At 32.9% G+C, this 20,989-nt stretch carries 28 protein-coding genes; 8 read left to right on the plus strand and 20 right to left on the minus strand.

Going from position 1 to position 20,989, the window contains the following annotated elements; translation table 11 throughout:
• Positions 1 to 5: 5 nt before the first annotated feature.
• From Q0873_RS05740 to Q0873_RS05785, 10 genes are read right to left on the minus strand one after another with little or no spacing between them, the layout of a single operon-like run.
• Positions 6 to 419: a GPW/gp25 family protein gene (locus tag Q0873_RS05740; RefSeq protein WP_299104997.1), complete on the minus strand. Its 414-nt coding sequence runs from the start codon at positions 417 to 419 to the stop codon at positions 6 to 8.
• Position 420: 1 nt separating this feature from the next.
• Positions 421 to 711, minus strand: coding sequence for a PAAR domain-containing protein (locus tag Q0873_RS05745; RefSeq protein ID WP_299104998.1), 291 nt, complete (start codon positions 709 to 711; stop codon positions 421 to 423).
• A gap of 4 nt (positions 712 to 715) precedes the next feature.
• Entirely contained in the window at positions 716 to 2,461 is a 1,746-nt protein-coding gene (vgrG, locus tag Q0873_RS05750; RefSeq protein ID WP_299104999.1) for a type VI secretion system tip protein VgrG, read from the minus strand.
• Positions 2,462 to 3,148: a LysM peptidoglycan-binding domain-containing protein gene (locus tag Q0873_RS05755; protein WP_299105000.1), complete on the minus strand. Its 687-nt coding sequence runs from the start codon at positions 3,146 to 3,148 to the stop codon at positions 2,462 to 2,464. It lies immediately after the preceding gene.
• Entirely contained in the window at positions 3,148 to 3,309 is a 162-nt protein-coding gene (locus Q0873_RS05760) for a DUF5908 family protein (protein WP_299105002.1), read from the minus strand. Before Q0873_RS05760 ends, Q0873_RS05755 begins: the two co-directional genes overlap by 1 nt.
• Before the next feature lies 1 nt (position 3,310).
• Positions 3,311 to 3,751, minus strand: a complete 441-nt coding sequence (locus Q0873_RS05765) for a phage tail protein (RefSeq protein ID WP_299105003.1) — start codon at positions 3,749 to 3,751, stop codon at positions 3,311 to 3,313.
• Positions 3,751 to 4,197, minus strand: coding sequence for a phage tail protein (locus Q0873_RS05770; RefSeq protein WP_299105004.1), 447 nt, complete (start codon positions 4,195 to 4,197; stop codon positions 3,751 to 3,753). Before Q0873_RS05770 ends, Q0873_RS05765 begins: the two co-directional genes overlap by 1 nt.
• Positions 4,198 to 4,233: 36 nt before the next feature.
• Positions 4,234 to 6,198 carry a phage tail sheath C-terminal domain-containing protein gene (locus Q0873_RS05775; RefSeq protein WP_299105005.1) on the minus strand — a complete coding sequence of 655 codons (1,965 nt, stop codon included), beginning with the start codon at positions 6,196 to 6,198 and terminating at the stop codon, positions 4,234 to 4,236.
• Positions 6,199 to 6,219: 21 nt separating this feature from the next.
• On the minus strand, positions 6,220 to 7,281 hold the full coding sequence (locus tag Q0873_RS05780; protein WP_299105007.1) for a hypothetical protein: 1,062 nt from the start codon (positions 7,279 to 7,281) through the stop codon (positions 6,220 to 6,222).
• Position 7,282: 1 nt separating this feature from the next.
• Positions 7,283 to 7,846 (minus strand): DUF4255 domain-containing protein, encoded by a 564-nt coding sequence (locus tag Q0873_RS05785; RefSeq protein WP_299105009.1) that lies wholly within the window; start codon positions 7,844 to 7,846, stop codon positions 7,283 to 7,285.
• A gap of 472 nt (positions 7,847 to 8,318) precedes the next feature.
• Here Q0873_RS05785 and Q0873_RS05790 point away from each other — a divergent pair, with 472 nt between their 5' ends.
• The 5 genes from Q0873_RS05790 to bioA are packed head-to-tail and all read left to right on the plus strand — an operon-like array spanning position 8,319 to position 12,078.
• On the plus strand, positions 8,319 to 9,452 hold the full coding sequence (locus tag Q0873_RS05790) for a pyridoxal phosphate-dependent aminotransferase family protein (protein WP_299105011.1): 1,134 nt from the start codon (positions 8,319 to 8,321) through the stop codon (positions 9,450 to 9,452).
• 12 nt (positions 9,453 to 9,464) lie between these two features.
• Positions 9,465 to 9,845 (plus strand): DUF2007 domain-containing protein, encoded by a 381-nt coding sequence (locus Q0873_RS05795; protein WP_299105014.1) that lies wholly within the window; start codon positions 9,465 to 9,467, stop codon positions 9,843 to 9,845.
• Positions 9,842 to 10,450: a dethiobiotin synthase gene (gene bioD / locus Q0873_RS05800; protein ID WP_299105015.1), complete on the plus strand. Its 609-nt coding sequence runs from the start codon at positions 9,842 to 9,844 to the stop codon at positions 10,448 to 10,450. Before Q0873_RS05795 ends, bioD begins: the two co-directional genes overlap by 4 nt.
• Before the next feature lie 36 nt (positions 10,451 to 10,486).
• Positions 10,487 to 10,765, plus strand: a complete 279-nt coding sequence (locus Q0873_RS05805) for a GIY-YIG nuclease family protein (protein ID WP_299105017.1) — start codon at positions 10,487 to 10,489, stop codon at positions 10,763 to 10,765.
• A gap of 47 nt (positions 10,766 to 10,812) precedes the next feature.
• The gene (gene bioA, locus Q0873_RS05810) at positions 10,813 to 12,078 is read left to right on the plus strand and encodes an adenosylmethionine--8-amino-7-oxononanoate transaminase (protein WP_299105019.1); all 1,266 of its coding nucleotides are present in this window, start codon (positions 10,813 to 10,815) and stop codon (positions 12,076 to 12,078) included.
• A 49-nt stretch (positions 12,079 to 12,127) separates the two neighbouring features.
• Here bioA and Q0873_RS05815 read toward each other — a convergent pair whose 3' ends face one another.
• Positions 12,128 to 12,565: a cytochrome c oxidase assembly factor Coa1 family protein gene (locus Q0873_RS05815; protein ID WP_299105021.1), complete on the minus strand. Its 438-nt coding sequence runs from the start codon at positions 12,563 to 12,565 to the stop codon at positions 12,128 to 12,130.
• An 80-nt stretch (positions 12,566 to 12,645) separates the two neighbouring features.
• On the opposite strand from Q0873_RS05815, the gene Q0873_RS05820 reads away from it, so the two are divergent.
• Entirely contained in the window at positions 12,646 to 13,788 is a 1,143-nt protein-coding gene (locus Q0873_RS05820) for a beta-ketoacyl synthase N-terminal-like domain-containing protein (protein WP_299105023.1), read from the plus strand.
• A gap of 36 nt (positions 13,789 to 13,824) precedes the next feature.
• Complete coding sequence (bioB, locus tag Q0873_RS05825; protein WP_299105025.1) at positions 13,825 to 14,922, plus strand: biotin synthase BioB; 1,098 nt, start codon at positions 13,825 to 13,827, stop codon at positions 14,920 to 14,922.
• 47 nt (positions 14,923 to 14,969) lie between these two features.
• Here the strand turns inward: bioB and Q0873_RS05830 are convergent, their stop codons facing one another.
• Positions 14,970 to 15,554, minus strand: a complete 585-nt coding sequence (locus tag Q0873_RS05830) for a methyltransferase domain-containing protein (protein ID WP_363322541.1) — start codon at positions 15,552 to 15,554, stop codon at positions 14,970 to 14,972.
• A 78-nt stretch (positions 15,555 to 15,632) separates the two neighbouring features.
• On the opposite strand from Q0873_RS05830, the gene Q0873_RS05835 reads away from it, so the two are divergent.
• Positions 15,633 to 16,502 (plus strand): cupin-like domain-containing protein, encoded by an 870-nt coding sequence (locus Q0873_RS05835; RefSeq protein ID WP_299105027.1) that lies wholly within the window; start codon positions 15,633 to 15,635, stop codon positions 16,500 to 16,502.
• Positions 16,503 to 16,545: 43 nt separating this feature from the next.
• Here the strand turns inward: Q0873_RS05835 and Q0873_RS05840 are convergent, their stop codons facing one another.
• The 8 genes from Q0873_RS05840 to panB all read right to left on the minus strand — a co-directional run bounded on the left by Q0873_RS05840 (position 16,546) and on the right by panB (position 20,909).
• On the minus strand, positions 16,546 to 16,926 hold the full coding sequence (locus tag Q0873_RS05840; RefSeq protein WP_299105029.1) for a hypothetical protein: 381 nt from the start codon (positions 16,924 to 16,926) through the stop codon (positions 16,546 to 16,548).
• A 12-nt stretch (positions 16,927 to 16,938) separates the two neighbouring features.
• Positions 16,939 to 17,244 (minus strand): NINE protein, encoded by a 306-nt coding sequence (locus Q0873_RS05845; protein ID WP_299105031.1) that lies wholly within the window; start codon positions 17,242 to 17,244, stop codon positions 16,939 to 16,941.
• A gap of 31 nt (positions 17,245 to 17,275) precedes the next feature.
• Entirely contained in the window at positions 17,276 to 17,668 is a 393-nt protein-coding gene (locus Q0873_RS05850) for a VOC family protein (RefSeq protein WP_299105033.1), read from the minus strand.
• Positions 17,665 to 18,123, minus strand: coding sequence for a DUF1801 domain-containing protein (locus Q0873_RS05855; RefSeq protein WP_299105034.1), 459 nt, complete (start codon positions 18,121 to 18,123; stop codon positions 17,665 to 17,667). The genes Q0873_RS05850 and Q0873_RS05855 overlap by 4 nt, the downstream gene beginning before the upstream one ends.
• A gap of 6 nt (positions 18,124 to 18,129) precedes the next feature.
• Positions 18,130 to 18,591: a DUF4199 domain-containing protein gene (locus Q0873_RS05860; RefSeq protein ID WP_299105035.1), complete on the minus strand. Its 462-nt coding sequence runs from the start codon at positions 18,589 to 18,591 to the stop codon at positions 18,130 to 18,132.
• Positions 18,592 to 18,690: 99 nt separating this feature from the next.
• Complete coding sequence (locus Q0873_RS05865; RefSeq protein WP_299105037.1) at positions 18,691 to 19,101, minus strand: response regulator transcription factor; 411 nt, start codon at positions 19,099 to 19,101, stop codon at positions 18,691 to 18,693.
• 9 nt (positions 19,102 to 19,110) lie between these two features.
• The gene (locus Q0873_RS05870) at positions 19,111 to 20,049 is read right to left on the minus strand and encodes a 2-hydroxyacid dehydrogenase (protein ID WP_299105039.1); all 939 of its coding nucleotides are present in this window, start codon (positions 20,047 to 20,049) and stop codon (positions 19,111 to 19,113) included.
• 41 nt (positions 20,050 to 20,090) lie between these two features.
• On the minus strand, positions 20,091 to 20,909 hold the full coding sequence (panB, locus tag Q0873_RS05875) for a 3-methyl-2-oxobutanoate hydroxymethyltransferase (protein ID WP_299105040.1): 819 nt from the start codon (positions 20,907 to 20,909) through the stop codon (positions 20,091 to 20,093).
• Positions 20,910 to 20,989 lie beyond the last annotated feature (80 nt).

Raw genomic sequence — 20,989 nt, forward strand, 5'->3', positions numbered from 1 at the left:
GTTTTTTAATTTATATCAGTTCCTTCACCTTTATAAAAAGGGAAAACAACATTGGTTCGGCTGTTTGTAGCTCTAATTCTATAATCTATTTTTATTACTAGTTTTCCTTCTAAAGGATCAGTTTCTGAAATGTCTATTTTTATAACATCTATTCTTGGTTCGTGATATAGAATTGCAGTTTCTATTCTTTCTTTAGCTAAGGTTATTAGGGTTCTGTCTAGTTTTTCAAAAAGTAGATCTTCTAAGTTACATCCATAACCAGGTAACATTACGCGTTCTCCTAAGCGGGTACTTAGTAATATTTCTAAACTACTTTTAATGTCCTCTTCTTCAGAGATCATCACAACTTCATTAAGATCTTCTGAAAATTCTGGCGGAAACCCCCAACCTATTCCTAAAAACGATTTTTTATTTTCCATTTTATCCTATTAATACGGTAAACTCTCCTAACACAATGGTTCCTCCATGAGAAGTACTATCTCCCATTCTTGCTGCTGGCATTCCTCCTATAAGTACAGTACCTGAACCTGCTATAATGGTGTCTGGAGGACCTACACAGGTTGCCATATCTCCTACTCTTGCAGCTGGCATTCCTCCTATTAATACTGTAGGTTCTCCGGCTGGTAAAATTGGACCTCCTACATGAGGTACTACTCCTGTTACCATTGGACATACATGCATGTCTGTTACTCTTGCTGCTGGTTGTCCCATTTCTTTAATTTATTTGTACTAATGATCCTTTTAATACTGCTATAGCACTCGTAGATACTTCTGCTCCAGCACTTCCTTCTGCTTTGAATTCGGCATTGGCAGCAATGCTTACATTGGTTCCTTCTATATTCACATCTCCCGATGCTTTTATAGAAATATCGCCTGCACTTTCCATCGAAATACCATCACTATTAATGGTAACTACATTTGAATTGTCATCTTCAATAGTAATAGCTCCTTCATCTTCGTCTAGTGAAATTACTTTCCCTGCAGGTGTTTCTATGGTGATGATTTTCTTATCATCATCAAACAGAACTTTCATTTCACTTCTGGTTATGATTCCTTTTTCGTGATTGTCATCTGCTGCCGTGATTGGTGATGGTTTGGCACTACTATGCAACATTCCTAAAACAATGGCATCATTAGGGTCTTGATTAATGAACCCTACGATTACCTCATCTCCTAATTCTGGACGAAAGAAAATTCCTCTATTCTCTCCTGCATCTGGTGATGCCACTCTACACCAAATTCCTTCTTCTTCATTATTGATTATTGGAATTTGCACAAGAATTCTATCTTCTCCATCTGGATCTTCCTCCAGTTGAGATACGATCCCTACTTGTAGTCCTTGAATGGCTGGTAATAATCCTGAAGCGGGTTTTGCAGATATTTCAAAAGTTTCTGAAAACCATTCGGTACTCAATCCAAATTGCGCATTGCATACCCAGTTTCCTTCCGAAATTACATGTTGAACTCCTGTTACATATATATTCCCGCTAAAACGATCTCCAACTCCTTCTAGTTTTAGAATTGTATTTGGTTTTACTGAAGGAATTCCTTGAAATTTTGCTCTTCCTCGTACTTTTGCTAATTGCTGAAATAACCATTTGGCATCTGCCCAATCCTGGAGTTCTGTATCGGTAACTGCTCCACCATGACGTAGTTCTAAATTTTCTAGTCCGATTACTTCGTTTAAATCACTTGCAGATAAATTTCCATTAAGACTCACGCTAGGATCTTGCCCTTCTACCTCAACCAGTTCTTGATCGGCATGATTCCATCCATAGGCAGCTACTTTTTGTACCTGATGGCGTGCATCAATTTCTGCATCAAAATCAAGTAGTGAACTTCCAAAGGTTACTGTTTCAACTTCCGATTGACCTACATCTGGTTTTGCAATTGTGATAGTTCCATCATCAACAAAACAAAGTTTCCCATTAGCCTGAGCTCTTGAGACTAAGAAATCCCAATCTGAAGCATTGTATTGCACTAATTCTGGATGACTGTGGTTTGTACTTTCTACATCGCTTGACAAGCCATATGTTCCAATAATTTCCTCAAAAATGTCGCTGTCGGTACTTTCGTAATAGTACTTACTTTTTCTACCAACGGTCATTTTTACGGCTTCATCTTTACACTCTACGATTAGTTGCGATGTATTTGCTCTAATTCTTAAGTTATGCTTGATTACAATTCCTTTAAAAATGATTTCCTCATCTGAATGATACCCAGCAGTAATTTCTATTTCCTTTCCTGGAATTAGTAATTCTTCATTGCTTAGTTTAAAATCTCTTGCTGAAGGATCACCGTCTATCAATACTATTTGAGCTGTTGGTATTTTGTTGGTTTCTTTAGAAACGGTAATACTTTTTACCTCATAAAGTTTTGATAACTCTTCTCCTTCTATTAGGACTTTAAAAGTGATTAAATCGGCACTTTTAGAAGTTTGTATGACTCCTGTATTATTCATTTAGGCAAACTTTTGTAATGGTGGAAAAAATAATTCCTGTCCTGGTTGTAATTTTCTGAATTGTGCAATCTTATTGACTCTTGCTACTTCCAAATAGTATTTCGAATCGCCATAAATACGGTGACACATTAGTGGTAATGTATCTCCTGCTTTTACCTTTCGATAATGGGTTAAATCTGGCGATTGATTGTTTTCTCTTGCTACACGAAGATCATCATCAATGGTTCCTTTGACCTTTAGTTTAGCATTGGCTCTCAATGGTGTTCCATCGGGTGCAAACAATCGATATTCTATGGCTAAGTCTACTAATGATCCTTTGAAAAGTAATGCACCCCATTTAATCATTAAATAGTATGGTTTGTGCTCTTCTCCGCTATAATCAAAAACAATTCTTTTAAAAGCTTCTATTTTATCAATGATACCATCTTTATAATTTGGTTCTCCATCGATTACTCCTGAACTATCAAACAATAAATCGAGGTCAAGTTCTTGCGGTGCAATTCTTGTAAACTTTGGCTGTGTAGCACTTGTTCCTTGTCCTTGCTGCTCTGAATACTCTGGTTTATAAGCAACCATATATTTTTCAGGGTTTACCAGTGTGGTAAACTCTCCATCGGCTACTTCGTCATTAAACTTTTCGTCTGTATAGGCTTTTATAACCAGTTTTTTTAATTCTCCTTGACTCATTATCGTTCTTTTTGTCTTTCAAGAATATCCATTACCTCTTCTACACAAGCAGCTACAATTGCCGCTGTATTATCGCTTTTTGCTCCACTTGGTTGCCCTTGTGGTTCTGCTTTTTCGTCTACATTAATTTTAATGTGTAATTCTTTGATGGTAATTGGCATTTTAGGCGACTTTAAAATAATTATAGGTTAACTCTAAGGTTTCTATCACTAGTTTACTTTCTTCAGCATTCAAATCCCCCACATTCCATTTCACTGGATATGCTTTTACAATGTTCCAAGTTTGCAACGGTTGATGGTCTTCTCCGAGTAATTTCACCGTAATATCTACTGGTTTAATCTCAAAATTCTCCAATGCTTTTTTACACCATTTTATCAATTCTGAATCTATGAGCATTCCTCTTTTTAAAACCAAGTTTGGAAACTTAGATCGTACCGGAATCTTATGCTTGAATCTGTTTTCTCCACCCTCAGTGATTTCTTCTGTTTCAAGATCTACTGATAGACCTGAAACAGATTGAAATGACACATCTTTGTCTTTAGTAGAAATTCCTTGAAATTCTACCTTAAAATGAAATCCTACGGGTGGATAGTAACTTTCCATTAGCTTATCATTGTTAATTTTTGATGAACGAATTCTGCCGTTTCAATAGCAATCTCATTTCCATCTGCTTTTAAATCGGTTGGAGTTACTTTAGTAACATAGGCATCTTGCGCTTTCCACGTTACTGCTGGCGCTCCGTTTTCATCTAATAAACTTATGGTTAGGTCTCCTCTAAACTGCTCTCCTCCTTCTTGGAAATAAACAGTTTTAGCCCACTGCTCATAAAATTGCTTGCTTTTATCTACAAAAGTTCCGCGCTTTACCGTGATGTTAGGATATTCGAATAACCCCGGTTGTTTACTCTTATGGTATTCGCTATCTGCTCCTCCACGATACTCTATCATCTTATTTTCAAAAGTTAATCCTGATACTTCTGTACAGTTAAACTTGGTATCTCCAAAGGTTACTTCAAAGGAAAACTTTGGAAGTGGATATAATTGTGCCATGATTTTCTAATTTTTAATTCTTGTTTGGTTAGTTAATTATGCCTCTTGCATTTTGTGAGAGAACTTAAGTATGATAAACTCTGCCGGACGTACTACCGCCATTCCAATTTCAACGATCATATTTCCTTCTAAAATATCTTGTGCTGTCATGGTTTCTCCTAATCCTACACTTACATAAAATGCTTTGTCTGGTGTTGGACCAGCTAAGGCTCCTACTCTCCATTGCTGCGTTAAGAAGTTATCAATCATTGCTTTTACGCGAACCCATGTATTTTTATCATTTGGTTCAAAAACAAATTGCTCCGTAGCTTTTTTAATTGACTCTTCTGCCATGTTAAAGAAGCGTCTTACTGAAACATATCTCCATTCGTTATCGTTTCCTGCTAAGGTTCTAGCTCCCCATACTAAGTTTCCTTTTCCTACAAAAGCACGGATAGCATTTACAGATTTACCTGCTTTGGTATCTACATTTAATCCTTGTTGTGCTTCATGTGAAATTGGAATTGATGGTGACGATACATAGTTTAATCCTACATTGGCTGGTGCTTTCCAAACTCCTCTATCAGAATCAACACGAGCATAAATTCCTGCCATAGTTGCACTAGGAGCTAACTTTACTGGTAACAACCCAATCTCTGATCGAATTTTGTTATATAAAGCATTATTGTCTGCTTTAATATCTGCTAATGTTGGTAAGCTTGTTACGCCTCCTAATCCATCAATTGCTCCTTTTAAAGCGAATAATTCATCTGCTGTTTTTTGCCCATCTAAATCAGTATACACTCCGTTATTGGTCATGTCTACCATATCTACAATTCCTAACAATCCGAAAACGTTTGGTGTTGTAACATTAAAAGTGTTGGTCAATTTCGTTTTGGTATCATCTTGCTGAAGTTTGAACAATCTCGAATGCAAATCGGCTAAAGTTGCTTCCAAATTTCCATCCATCCATGCATTCAAAGCAGTAGTTGTTGCATTTAAACCTACTTCACCTGAAGCTTCAGAATCGTCAATCAAATCATTAATTTCATTGGTAATTGCTTCTAAATACTCTATGATATTTCGTACACTTGCAATAGCATCATTTTTAAAACCTAAGGCTGTATCATTGTCTGCTGCATTGTCAATATTGTCTTCTGCAGCTACGATTGTTGCTAACAACTCTTCTAGTTTTGCTAAATCGATACCATCAATTGCTCCGGCTGCTTTTACAGATAAGCTTTCTTCTAATCCATTTATATCTATTTTAGACTCGTCATATGAGAAATCAATAATGGTATTTAAATATGGGAAGTATGCAGCTCCGTATTTTAAGTAATCTTTTCCTAAAGAAAGTTTACTTCTTAACGCCTCTACTGGATCTACATCATCTACTCCATCATTATACTCTGCATCTCTATAAGTATCAATAATGGTAAAACGGTCTTGTAATTTATTACATTGAGTCAATGCCAATCCGTATAAGCTATAAAAGTCTGCATCTGAAATTAATGAAGTTGCATCTGGAAAAACAATTAGCGTAACTTCATCTACTAACTCAACTGCATCTAACCCTTCTTTTAATCCGTTGAAGCCATTATTAGCAACTTCTTGTAAAATAACAGGATCGTTGTTATTATTAGTTCTTGCTGACGTGTACGTTCCTACTGAAGTAATATAACATGGTCCTCCTCCATTGGCAAAATACATTTGCATATTATAGTACATCTTAAATGGTGATGGTGTGTTTGGTTGCCCAACAATGATTTCTTCATTTGCACTATTTGGATTAGTTACATTGACTTGAATACTTGTTTCTTTTTCTGAAAAACCAAAAAATTCTTCGTACTCTAACATTGAAGTAATTCTCATAGGCTTCAATACTAAATCGTCATTTTCTTTTTTCTTCGCTTTTTCGGTATATCCAATAAATGCTGGAATTGCCGTTTCTACTTGAGCTACCGAAGGCGGAAACTTTACAATTTCTTCTACGTAAACTCCTGGTGTTTTGTAAGCTGACATAATTATTAATTTTAATTTTTGTTATATGAATATTTCTGAATAATAGTTCTGTTGTTCTTTGGTAATACTTTCTACACTAGGATTGGGGAAGAATATGGTTCCTTGCGGTTGGGGAGATACATCGGTTTTACCAATCTCTACCTTTCCATTTTGTGTTAAAGGTTGTTTTTGATTGGTAACCATGATGGTATTTTCTGATGGCTGATTATAGCGCCAAAATGTTTTCTTGTTTTCTATATAAATTTGAAAGTCTATCGTGTCTTTTAATAAACACTGTTTCATTAAGTCAAAGTTTCCAGTTTCTTCATCTTCAGTTGCAACATCTTCTGTGAAGTTTGTATTGTTATCTCCTGAAATCTTCAATTGTACAACTCCAATAATTTTATTGTTTTTAACACTCGCTATCGATTGATTTAAACTTTCTAAAATCTCTGTTTCTTCATCATCTAAAGGCAGTGCATTCTCTATCTTATTTTCAATAGTATCTATAACACTAGCCTCTATATTGGCTATACTAACTCTTTTAGGTGTTTGTGCTTGATCTTGATATTCTTTTTCTAAGTCGTATACCAAGCGTCTTGATTCTTTTTCTGTGAGTAAAAACGAATCCCATGTTTCAATTGAACCATTTGCATCAAAAACATTGGTAATCGATGTAGCATTGTTTGACAGATAATATAGTTGAGGTGAATTCTTCTCAATTACATCTGTATAATTTTCAAAATAACTATCTGCTATACGGATGTAAAAGGTCAATACTAAATCATCTGATAAGTTGATTATCGGGTGAAATCGTTCTACTTCTGTATTTCCTTCTTTACTATTTACTCTTAACGAACTAGTTAAAACTCGAATTCCTTTTAAGTGATTTCGTATTAACAATCGATAGTTTTTCACCAGCTTTTTAGTAAGTACATTCGGAACAATTTCTAAGAAGTGAGCAATGTTATAGTTTCTCTCTGTTTCTCTCTTATCTTCTTCAGACAACTCATCATTTGCATTTGCTGCATGGTATTTCTCTTCTCCTTTATCAAGAAAATAAGCATGTAATACATTTAGATTGAAAAGTGTTTTGTATACCATTTTAGTTATCGATTAATGTATTTTTACTTACTTCTGAAACTACTGATCCTTCTTTGGTAATTACATCTCTCTCTATTTCTAATAAAGTGAGTTTGTATAAGACTGAAGGAGCTTGTTTTCCACCTAATGTTCCCCAGATAAAATTGAGTTCTTCAAAAGTGGGTGTATATAGTTCTACAATGAATTTGAAACTTTTAATATTTTCAACTCCATCTACATTTTCATAATTGGAATTTGCTTGTGTGAATACTTTCTTTCCTTGAAAAAAAGCAATAATCTTTGTTAAACTTTTTAAAGATTCTGTGTAGGTAGATTTGTTTAGGCTAAAAAGTATAAATAGATTTAAAAATACTTTTGGATTTTTATACGTAACCGAAGTTCCATTAACGTAATTATTACGGGTGTTTTTTAAGGCAAATTCTTCTTGAATATTAATTAAAGACAAAGGAATATCTGGAAAATTTCCTTGAGGTGTTCCTTCTGCATTAGCTTCTGCAATATTGGCTAATCCAACGGCATTTTCATCAAGATAAACGTTCAATTCTTCCACAAGAATTTGTAGCATCTCGTAAATCATTATACTAAGTGAGTTTGGTTAGTTGTTAGTTGCTTTTAACGGTTTAACTAAAAGCATTGTAAAATTAGATACTCGAAGTGTTTCTAATCCCATTTAAAAACTCCATTTAAATAACTGATTTTTCTTCTGTTGCTTTAGGAAAAATAGATTTTAGAAAAGGGGAAAAACCCCGTGGTTTAGATTTTAAAATTAAATAACTTAAAAGGCGGTTTTACTGTTTTCTAAGTAAATTAAGGGGTTACACCTACGTGCCAAGAATTTTCAGGAAAAACACGGTGAAGAAAAATACATCACCATCATGTGTAAAATAAAGTCCTGTGGAGCAATCAAACTCAACACATGAGCAAACTTCAAAATAAATAAATCATTTTGGTCATAAATTTCCTCGAAATGACGAATATGAATATTGTTAGAAAAAAAACTTCTAATCTTACTATTTTTGCTCTTACAAGTAAAGAGAATGGATTTACCTATAAAGCTCCAACAAAAATTAGACAATCGAATTGCTCAAAATGCATATAGAAAATTGGGAGATCAGCATACTATAACTGACTTTTCTTCCAATGATTACATTGGCTTTGCAAGTTCTGAAGCTATTTTTGAAAAAACACATGAGTTTTTAACTAAAAACAAAATCAAAACTAACGGAGCTACTGGTTCAAGATTACTTTCTGGAAATCATTCTATGTATACCATCGTTGAAGAGCAATTAAATGCAGTCCATGCTACTGAAGCTTCTTTGATTTTTAATTCTGGTTATGATGCCAACCTAGGTTTTTTCTCCTCTGTACCGCAACGTGGAGATGTTATTTTATATGATGAATTTATCCATGCTTCTATTCGAGATGGAATTCAACTTTCCAATGCAAAATCCTATAAGTTTAAGCATAATAACATAGAACATCTCGAAGAAATGTTACTACGTTTCCAACAAGAAAACTCCTCTGTATTTGTAGTTACAGAATCTGTTTTCTCTATGGATGGTGATACTCCAGACTTAGTATCAATGGCTAAACTTTGTAATACCACTCAAGCTTATTTTATTATAGATGAAGCACATGCTTTAGGAGTCTTTTCAGACGGATTAGTACAAGAACTTAATCTTGTGAATGATGTCTTTGCTCGAATTATAACTTTTGGAAAAGGCTTAGGCTGTCATGGAGCTGCTATTTTAGGAGGTAAGGATCTTATTAACTACTTAGTAAATTTTGCGAGAAGTTTTATTTACACCACAGGACTTTCACCTCATGCATTAGCAACTATACAAACTGCATATACTTATTTAAAGAGTAAAAAAGGAAAAGAATTACAATTTCAGTTAACGGAGAATATCCTATTCTTTAAAAAAGAAACACAACGATTAAACTTAAATTTTATCGAAAGTGATTCTGCAATTCATTGTTGTATCATTTCAGGAAATGAAAAAGTAAAAGAGATAGCCTCTCAATTACAAAAAAATGGGTTTCATGTAAAACCTATTCTTTCTCCAACAGTTCCTAAAAATCAAGAACGTTTACGCTTTTGTTTACATTCCTATAATTCTAAAGAAGAAATTACAAATGTTTTAGAACAACTTGCTACTTTTGTTCTTTAAAAAGAAGTAGCCATGAGAGATGATTATACAGTTTTAGAAGTTTTTGAATACTCAACCGAAGCTCAAGTAATAAAATCTAAATTAGATTCAGAGGGATTTCAAACAATGTTAATGGATGAAAAAACTATTGACACTGACCCTTTATTAAGTCAAGCTATTGGTGGAGTAAAATTACTAGTTCATAACGATGATTTAAATGCTGCTTTAGATGTTTATAACGAAGTAAGAACTTATGAGAAAACATCCAACGGTAGTGATATTCATTGTATAGAATGTAACTCAACTAAAATTTTGGTAGCACCTCCTCAGCGAAAAAACTTTTTCTACATGCTATTTCCTTTTTTTGAAAGTAGAAAATTAATATGTAATGATTGTAAAACAATCTTTAAATGAAAAAATATTTTATCACAGGAATTTCAACAGAAGTAGGTAAAACAGTTGCTTCTGCCATTATAACAGAGGCCTTAGAAGCTGATTATTGGAAACCTATCCAATCTGGCGATTTAGCATATTCAGATACTCATAAAGTTGAAAAATTAATTTCTAATCAAAAAACTGTTTTTCATCCAAATGCATATGGATTACAAACACCAATGAGTCCGCATGCATCTGCAGAAATTGATGGGGTTACTATTGATATTACTAAAATAATAGAACCTTCTACAAAAAACAACTTGGTAATTGAAGGTGCTGGAGGATTGTTAGTTCCGTTAAACGATGAGAATACTTTGTTAGATATTCTTAAGTCAGAGTATAAAATCATTGTGGTTTCTCGCCATTATTTAGGAAGTATCAATCATACTTTATTAACGGTGAACTATTTAAAAGAAAGAGGTTTTGACGTGTCAATTCTCTTCTCAGGAAACGAACACCCTACCACCGAAAGCATTATTAAAAAGATGACCAATGTTCCTATTATTGGACGCATTGATGAAGAACCATATTTTGATAAAAACGTAATTAAAGAGTATGCCAACCTTTTTAAAGACAAATTATAACGTCACCCTGAACTCGTTTCAGGGTCCCATAATATTATGAAAAGAAGTTTTGTTTATATATTAACCAATAAGTACAGAACAACTTTTTATATTGGTGTTACATCAAATCTTTCTAAAAGGTTATTTGAACATCATAATGGAACTGCTTCTAAGTTCACTAAAAAATACAATGTAGTAGCTCTTGTTTATTTTGAAGAATTCTCAGACATTAATCAAGCTATTGCACGAGAAAAACAGTTAAAAAATTGGCGTAAAGAATGGAAAATAAATCTTATTAGAGAAATTAATCCAACATTAAGTACGTTAAAATACTAATTTGATGAGATGCTGAAACAAGTTCAGCATGACGTAAAAGAGAAATTATGAGTTTACAACAACGAGATAAAAAACACTTGTGGCATCCTTTAAAGCAGCACCAAACGCACCCTAATAGTTTAGGTATTGTAAAAGCAAAAGGATGTATACTTACTGATGAAAATGGCAATGAATATATCGATGCTATTTCTTCTTGGTATACTTGTATGTTTGGGCATTGTAATGATTATATTACCAGTCAGGTTTCAAATCAAATGCAAACATTAGATCAAATAATGTTTAGCGATTTTACGCATGAGCCTGCTGTAAAACTATCAGAAGAACTCATTAAAATTCTTCCGAAGAACCAAAACAGGATCTTTTTTAATGATAATGGTTCAACTGCTGTAGAAGCAGGAATTAAAATGGCCTTACAATACCATTTTAACAGAGGTGAAAAAAGAAATTTATTCATTGCTTTAGAAAATGGATTTCATGGAGATACTTTTGGTGCCATGTCTGTTTCTGGACTTTCTGTTTACAACGGTCCGTTTGAAGATTTTTTAATGCATGTAGAAAGAATTCCTGTTCCTAATGGAGAAAACAACCAAGCTATTTTAAAACAAATCAAAGAAATTACTTCTCAACAAAAAATAGCTGGATTTATATACGAACCCTTGATACAAGGAGCAGCAGGAATGAAAATTCATAAAGCTGAAGATCTAAATGTTATTTTACAATTCTGTAAGGAGAACGATATCTTAACCATTGCTGATGAAGTAATGACTGGTTTTGGTAAAACAGGAAATGACTTTGCTTCTAATGAAATCGACACTAAACCCGATATTATTTGTTTGAGTAAAGCCTTAACTGCAGGATTAGTTCCAATGGCAATTACTTCATGTACTGAAGAAATTTACACAGCTTTCTTAAGTTCGGATATTGCAAAAGGATTTTTCCATTGTCATACCTATTCTGCAAATCCTATTGCTTGTCGTGCAGCATTAGCGAGCATCGAATTATTACAATCTGAAGAAATCCAACAAAACATCCAATGGATTTCGAATGCTCATATCAATTTTGCTAAGAGTATTGAGAACCATGCTAAAGTAACCGAAGTACGTTCTAAAGGAGTAATTTTGGCAATTGATTTAAAAACAAATGCTAGTAGATATGGAAGTTTAAGAGATCAACTTTTAAAATCTTTTATGGATGAGGGAGTTTTCTTACGTCCTTTAGGAAATACTATCTACATTCAACCACCATACGTTATTACAGAAGCACAATTAAACAAGTTATATACAACTATTGAAAAGGTACTAAACCAATTATAAAATTATGAATTGTGAATTATGAATCGTTAAATTCATAATTCGCAATTAACTAGATAGCTTCTGGAAGCTTTTCATTTTGCAGTAAATTAATTTCTTCTTGTGTTTCCTTTATACGAACATATAAATCTTCATAAGTCCAAACACCATCTGTTTTAATTCCTCTTACGACTAAGGTACCCTCTCCTTTCTCTCCTCGAATCGGAATTGAAAAATCAACCTCACCATCATTATTCTTTAATGATATATTTCCTGATGGAATACCATATTTTTCAATATCATTTCCTAAATTTTCAATAACATATTCATTTTCCGTAGCTTTCTTCATTGCATACTCTATTGGAGTTGAATTTGTGATCATCTTTGAAACACCAAAAATTGCTGCTCCAATACCAAATACAAAGAGTAAAATAATCCCTAAACAACCAGTTACAGGAATAAACCATAACCAGTTTCTACTAAACCAACTTTTTTGATGTTGTTCGCTCATAATTTTTTATTCACAAGATAACCAATTTATTTTCTTACGAATCCCTTGAGAACTCTTATTTTTGCCAAAATTTTATTGAGTTGAACAAACCTATTTCAATAACATCATTTGCATCTATTTCTGCTTTAGGAAGTGATTCAAAAAATATTTGGAGTAATTACTTACTCCCGCAACACTTTTTATCTAAAAAGAATAATGCTTGGGTAGCTCAACTTTCTTCAGAAGATCAAAAAAAGATTGAAGAAATTAGAGTTTCAGATAATAAATATAAAAACCTAGATGAAACTGTTCTTTACACACTGTTTGTAGCTCGTAAAGCAGTTCAAGAGGCTGGTTGGAATTCAAAAGATAACTTCGGAATTAATATCGGTTCTTCTCGTGGTGCCACTTCTTTATTTGAAAAATACCACAAAGAGTTTTTAAACAAAGGGGTATCATCTACCTTAAGTTCACCTACAACCACTTTAGGAAATATTTCATCTTGGATTGCCCATGACTTACAAAGCAATGGTCCAGAAATTTCGCATTCTATAACTTGTTCTACAGGTTTACATTCTTTATTAAATGGTGTTGCTTGGCTTCAATCTGGATTAACCAATAAATTTCTTGTTGGTGCAAGTGAAGCTTCATTAACCGATTTTACGATTGCTCAAATGCAAGCTTTAAAGGTATATTCTAACGATAATGGAGATGTTCCTTGTAAAGCTTTAGATTTAACAAAGAAAAAAAACACCATGGTGTTGGGAGAAGGTGCTACCACTTTCTGTTTAGAAAGTGGAGTAAAAGAAAATGCTTTAGCCACTATTGAAGGAATAGGGTATGCAACCGAAGTACTTGAACACAATACTTCAGTATCTACCAATGCAGATTGTTTTCAGAAATCGATGAAAATGGCCTTGCAAAATATAAGTCTTGATGAGGTAGATGCAATCGTAATGCATGCTCCTGGAACCATTAAAGGAGATCTTTCTGAAGTAAATGCAATTAAAAAAGTATTTAACGATAAAGTTCCTTTTTTAACCACCAACAAATGGAAATTAGGACATACTTTTGGAGCTTCCGGACTTTTAAGTTTGGAGTTAGCAGTATTGATGTTACAGCATCAAAAAGTTATTGAAGTTCCTTTTGCAGACAAGCAAAAACATCCAAAACAAATTAAAAAAATATTAGTAAACGCTGTAGGATTTGGAGGAAATGCCGTTTCGGTGTTACTATCAAAATAATATCCTTATTTTTACCCCAACAAACAACTTGAATTTATGAGTGAAATAAGACACGATTGGACGAAAGAAGAAATTCTAGAAATATATAACAAACCATTGATGGAGCTTTTATATGAAGCTTCAACTATTCATAGAAAATATCACGACCCAAATACAGTACAAGTAAGTACATTAATCTCTATTAAAACTGGAGGATGTTCTGAAGATTGTGGATATTGCCCGCAAGCAGCGCGTTATCATACCGATATTGAAGGAAACGACTTAATGACAGTAAATCAGGTAAAAGCACAAGCTTTACGTGCTAAATCTGGAGGTTCTTCTAGAGTATGTATGGGAGCTTCATGGAGAAATGTAAAAGACGGACCAGAATTTGATCAAGTATTAGAAATGGTACGTACTATTAACAAATTAGATATGGAGGTTTGTTGTACCTTAGGTATGGTAACAGAAAATCAAGCAAAGCGTTTAGCTGAAGCTGGTTTATATGCCTACAATCATAACATTGATACTTCAGAAGATTATTACGATGATGTAATTTCTACCCGTGCATTTAAAGACAGAGTAGATACTATTGAAAATGTTCGTAAAACAAACGTTACTGTATGTTCAGGAGGAATTATTGGTATGGGAGAGTCTTTAGAAGATAGAGCAGGAATGTTAGAAACCTTAACTCGTTTTTCTCCACATCCAGAATCTGTGCCTATTAATGCATTGGTTGCTGTAGAAGGAACTCCATTAGAAGATCAACCACCGGTAAATATTTTTGAAATGGTACGTATGGTAGCTACTGCTCGTATAGTATTACCAGATTCTCAAGTACGTTTATCAGCTGGTAGAACTCAAATGAGTAGAGAAGGTCAAGCAATGTGTTTCTTTTCAGGAGCAAATTCAATTTTTGCAGGAGATAAATTATTGACAACTCCTAATCCTGATATTAATGAAGACATGAAAATGTTCGAAGACTTAGGTTTAAATCCGCAAAAAGCATTTTATAAGCATGAGCAAAGAGAATCTGTAGAAGCTACTGACTCTCAATACGAAGCTTTAGGAGAAAAACCAAAGTGGACTAGACCAGATCACAAAATTGAAAGAAATGAATTAAAAAAACAAGAAGCAAAAGCTTTGAGAAGTTAATTAATTCAACATCACAATATTTTAAAATAGCCATAAATAATTGATGGCTATTTTTTTATCATTTTTACAAACAACTCCATCCCTTGTCTATTTCCTGTTGAGTTATAACAGGGTTCCATAATATCAATTATAAAGTTCGATTGAAAATAATTTATATACTCTTCTTTACTTCCACCAAATGGAGGATGATCTTCATTTAGCTTGGCATCAAACATTAGTCCTACTAACTTTCCGTTATCAGATAATAATTCTTTCGATTTTTCCGCATACTTTTCCCTTAAACTAGGGTTTATAGCACAAAAGAATGTTTGCTCTATTATTACATCGAAATACGCCTCCAAATCAAAGAAATTAACATGCAACAAATTCTCTTCAGGAAAATCAGGCACTCTCTTTTTTATTCTCTCTAGAGGTTCTTTAGCAATATCTGCAACGAATACATTCATAAATCCATTTTTAAATAAATATTCGGCTTCATATGAATTTCCGCCTCCAGGAATTAATATTCGAATACTTTTATCTTCTAATTGATTAAAATATTCTTTTAAAGGGTTTGAAATTTCACCTAAATCCCAACCAATTTTGTTCTGTTCGTATTTCTTACTCCAAAAATCTTCAGATAAATCTATCATATACTAAATTTAATCTATCAAATTTAAGAATAAGTATCATAACGATTTCTTAACTTTGCTTTTTTTAAACTGATAGCCATGGGATTGAATCTTACTCAAATCGACAGGGTAAAAACAATTACAAAAGAAGATTTTATTAAAAACTACTTTAAACCACAAAAACCAGTGGTTATTGAGCAATTTATTGAAGATTGGCCGGCATACAATAAATGGTCTTTAGAGTATATGAAAGAAGTTGCTGGTGACAAGACAGTTCCTTTATATGACGACAGACCAGTTGATTATAAAGATGGTTTTAACGAACCTCATGCTACCATGAAAATGAGTGAGTATGTAGATTTATTAAAACGAGAGCCTACTAAGTTTAGAATCTTTTTATGGAATATATTAAAAGAAGTACCTCAGTTACAGAAAGATTTTAAATTTCCTGATTTTGGTTTACGTTTAATGAAAGGTTTACCAATGTTGTTTTTTGGTGGTACAGATTCGTACACTTTTATGCACTATGACATTGACTTAGCTAATATTTTTCATTTTCATTTTGAAGGAAAAAAGAAATGTATTTTGTTTGATCAAAAGCAAAATAAATTCTTGTATAAAATTCCACATTCATTAATCACAAGAGAAGATATTGATTTTAATGACCCAGATTTTGAAAAATGGCCAGCATTAAAAAAAGCTCATGGGCATGTTGCAGAATTAGAGCATGGTAATGTATTGTATATGCCTGAAGGTTATTGGCATTATATGCGATATGTAACTCCTGGTTTCTCTATGAGTTTAAGAGCGATTGCACGTAACCCTAAAAACTTAGGGAAAGCAATCTATAATGTTTTTGTTATGAGAACTGTTGATAATGTAATGCGTCGAATAAAAGGTCAGAAGTGGATCGACTGGAAGAATGAACAAGCAATTGTTAGAACGAATAAAGTAAATAATATAGCATAAGAAAAGCGCCAATAGGCGCTTTTTTATTTATAGTTGTTCAAGTTTATAATTTTCCAAATAATCTTTGAAAGAAGTTTTTACTTTTCTTTACAGCTTCTTGAACTTCCTCTTCTGCATCTTCTGCAAAATCGGCAATATGTTCACTAGCTTCTCCTAATACTTCAGAGGCTTTTTCTACCATATCCTCTAAACTTTCTTTTGTTTCTGAGGCTATTTCAGTTGCTTTCTCTTTGATGTTTTGAACAGACTCGTCAGACATTGCATCAGAAATTTTTTCTTTAGCATCTTCTGCAAAATCCACTACATGCTCAGCAGCTTCTCCTGCAATATTACTTGCTTTTTCGGTAACATTGTCCATAACCTCTTTTGCTTTATCCACCCCTTCATTAAGGTTCTCTTCAAAACTTTTCTTTCCTTCTTCCATTGTTAGAAAAATTTAAAACCAACCTCTTTGATTTACTTGATAAGTTTGAACAAATTCTTCATCTGATTTCGTCAAATAAATAATTCCTTCTACTAATCCAATAATCCATGGAATATAAATTAAAAACGCTCCAATTATCACACACATTAAAAGCATAGAAATTAAAGTCGCTCCTAATAATATTAAACCCTCCTTAGTATAACCTAAGACAAATTTATGTACTCCAAAACCTCCTAAAATAATTGCTAAGATTCCTGCTAAAATTCGTTTACTTTCTTGAGTTGGAACTGGATTTCCATTTTCGTTTACTACTTCCATAAGTTAATTTTAAAGTTGATATGGGTTAAATTTATAAAAAAGCTTCGTCTTTTGGCTCCCATAATTCAATTTTATTTCCGTCTAAATCAACTATCCAACCAAATTTACCATAGTCGTATTCTTCAACTTTATCAATAACAGTAACTCCTTGTTCTTTCAATTCTTCAAGTAGTTCTACCAAATTCTCCACTCTATAGTTGAACATAAAGTCTTTTTTAGAAGGTGAAAAATATTCGGTATCTTTTGTAAAAGGGCTCCATTGTGTAGAAGCTTTCTTTCCTTCATTATCTTTCCACCAAAATGTACATCCCCAATCGTCTGTATTAAATCCTAAATGTTGTTTATACCAATCTTTTGTTTCTTGAACGTCGTTTGCTTTAAAGAAAACTCCTCCGATACCTGTTACTCTACCTTTTTTTTTCATCGTTTCTTTACATTAGTTTCATAAATTTCCACCCACTCTTCTACAGTCATTTTAGTACATAGTTCCGCTATCAAATCAAAGGGTATTTCTTCAATTTTCTTAAAACGAATACAGCTTTTACCCATATCAAGTTTTCTTTTAGAATGCTTTGGATATTCTTCTACAAACCAATCTAACAATTCCTTTTTAGCATAAATTCCGCTATGGTATAGATTTATCGAGTTTTTTTGAGAAGCTATATTCATAAATGGAAGTGGTAGACTTGTATCACAATGATACCCCTCTGGATAAATGGAATGTGGTACATAATACCCTATCATTTTATAATTGATACCTTCCTCAAATCCTTTTGGTAAATTCTCTCGAATAACCTTTCGTAATTGTTCCATAACCTCTTTTCGTTCTTCTGGAACCTGAGCAATATATTCTTCTGGTGTATTAGCCTCGTATTGCATAGTGTTTTATTTACGTTGTAAAAATAATGCTGATAATAAAGATATGATAAATCCAATAATAGTTACTAAGACCAACATAAAGAGTGCAGCCATCGTACTTGTCATTTCAATTATTTCATCCTCTCTTCCCTTATCTATGAGCATTTGTTCATAGTTAGCAAAAAAATCAGGATTAATAAATTTTGTATATATAAAATCGGCAATTCCTATTCCTATCCCTACAAATAATGAAATTAAGATTCCGATAGCAAGACCTCTTCCTAACGAAACAACTCCATTATTTATATTATCTCGATAGTGTTTTATTGCAAAAAAGATAAAGGATAGTGACAAAAATATAGAGAGGTATCCTAATATTTCATTTGTGGAATAATCGAAATTATCTATTCCTATCATAAGATGTAGCATAAAGATTATAAACCCGGCTGCTACTCCATATAAACCATACTTTAAAACTGTTGCTTTCATAATTTATAAATTAATATTTTCTACTTTCAAAAGTAGTTTCTTATCAAAATTATTGCCTCATACTAAAGTACCAAAGCACTCATACTTTAGTTCTTAAAGTTATAAAATATTGATTTCTTTTGCTATTTGTACTGCATGTGTTCTTCTTTTAGCATTTAATTTAATGAGTAGATTAGATACATGTGTTTTAATAGTACTTTCAGATAAAAATAACGCAGTTGCAATTTCTTTATTAGAAAGTCCTTTAGCTATTAACTCTAAAACCTCGTATTCTCTTGAGGTAATTTCCAATTCTTTTATTTTAGAAGTGTTTATTTCCTTTTTAAGGTCTTCTTCCGTTTTTCCAATCCTTCTATTAAAATAAATTCCTATAAAAAAAGATAAGACAGCAATCACAGAAATAATCACCTCTGTTCTCATTCCACCCGAAATAATGGAATATTTACTTATTTGAAAAAGTGCTAATAACGCAATTATTAACGCCGAAAAAACAAGAATTGTTTTCTTCATACAGGCAAGTTAACAAAATTTTGCTTTGATTTTATCTACAATAGTTTGCGCCAGTTTCTCTTTACTTTCAACTGTCCAACCCGCAACATGTGGAGATAATATTACATTTTCTGCATTAATTAAATATTGAAATGCCTTTGGCATTTCTTTCTCTGTAAATAAATTTTCAAAGGATTTCTTTTCATACTCCAATACATCCAAACCAGCACCAAGTATCTTACCTGATTCTAAAGCAGCTACTAAATCCTTTGTTACTACAGATTTTCCTCTAGCAGTATTAATCAACCAAAAAGGTTTAGAAAACCTATTGATAAAATCAGCGTTAATCATATTCATTGTTAGCGCTGTTTGTGGGGTATGCAAACTCAAAACATCTGCTTTTTGTTGTAATTCTTCTAATGATACTTGTTTACAGTTTTCATCTTCAACATTAGACTTAATATCATAACATAAAACATCTACATCAAATCCACGAAGTTTTTTTGCAAATGCTTTTCCCATGTTTCCATATCCAATCAAGCCTACAGTTTTCCCATCCAATTCAACACCTCTATTCTCTTCTCTAAGCCATTGTCCACTTCTTACTTCATTATCCGCTTTATTGAGTTTATTAAACAACGACAGTAACATTCCTAAAGCATGTTCACCAACTGCATTTCTATTTCCTTCAGGAGCCGAAATTAATGCAACTCCTTTCTCTGTTGCATAATCACAATCAATATTTTCTAAGCCAGCTCCTACCCTACCTATAAATTTAAGATTAGTGGCCTTATCTAAAAATAGTTTGTCAATGGTAAATCGGCTACGAATTACAATTCCATCATATTGATCTAACTTGGCTTCTATTTCTGTCTTTAATGAGCTATAATCTTCCTCATTTATAAAACCTAACTCTTTAAGTTGATTTATTAATAGCGAGTGATTGGTATCTAGATGTAGTACTTTCATATCTATAAAAAATAAAACCTTCCAAAAAGGAAGGTCAATTTTTAATATTGTTCTTTTTCGTTAGGGAAATCAACCGATTTTACGTCGTCTATGTATTGTTTAAATGCATTGGTCATTTCTCCATACATATCTAAATATCTTCGTAAAAAACGCGGATTAAATTCATGTGTCATTCCTAACATATCATGTGTTACTAATACCTGCCCGTCTACTCCAGGTCCTGCTCCAATTCCAATTACAGGAATTGTTAAACTCTCTGCTACTTCCTTTGCTAATTGAGCTGGAACTTTTTCTAAAACTAAAGCAAAACAACCTAGTTTTTCTAGAAGTTTAGCATCCTCCTTTAATTTTATCGCCTCTTCTTCTTCTTTAGCTCTTACTGTATAAGTTCCGAATTTATAGATAGATTGTGGCGTTAAACCTAAGTGTCCCATTACCGGAATTCCAGCAGTAAGAATTCGAGATATAGATTCTCCTATTTCATCTCCTCCTTCTAATTTTACCGCATGACCTCCTGTTTCTTTCATTATTTTAATAGCAGATTCTAAAGCGTTTTTGGAGTTTCCTTGATACGTCCCAAAAGGTAAATCAACTACAACTAAACAACGATCTATAGCTCTTACTACAGAACTTGCATGATAGATCATTTGATCTAATGTAATTGGTAATGTCGTTTCATGACCTGCCATTACATTTGACGCTGAATCTCCAACTAAAATCACATCTATTCCTGCTCCATCAACAATCTTTGCCATTGTATAATCATAGGCTGTTAACATCGAAATCTTTTCTCCATTTGATTTCATCTCTACCAATGATTTTGTTGTAATCCTTTTATATTGCTTTTTTGCTACAGACATTGTTTTTTATTTTAACGATTGTAAAAATACACAAATATTCATTTATCCCTTTTATTTTTTAACTCGTTAATCTTCTGTTA

Source organism: uncultured Tenacibaculum sp. (assembly GCF_947498805.1).
GTDB lineage: Bacteria > Bacteroidota > Bacteroidia > Flavobacteriales > Flavobacteriaceae > Polaribacter.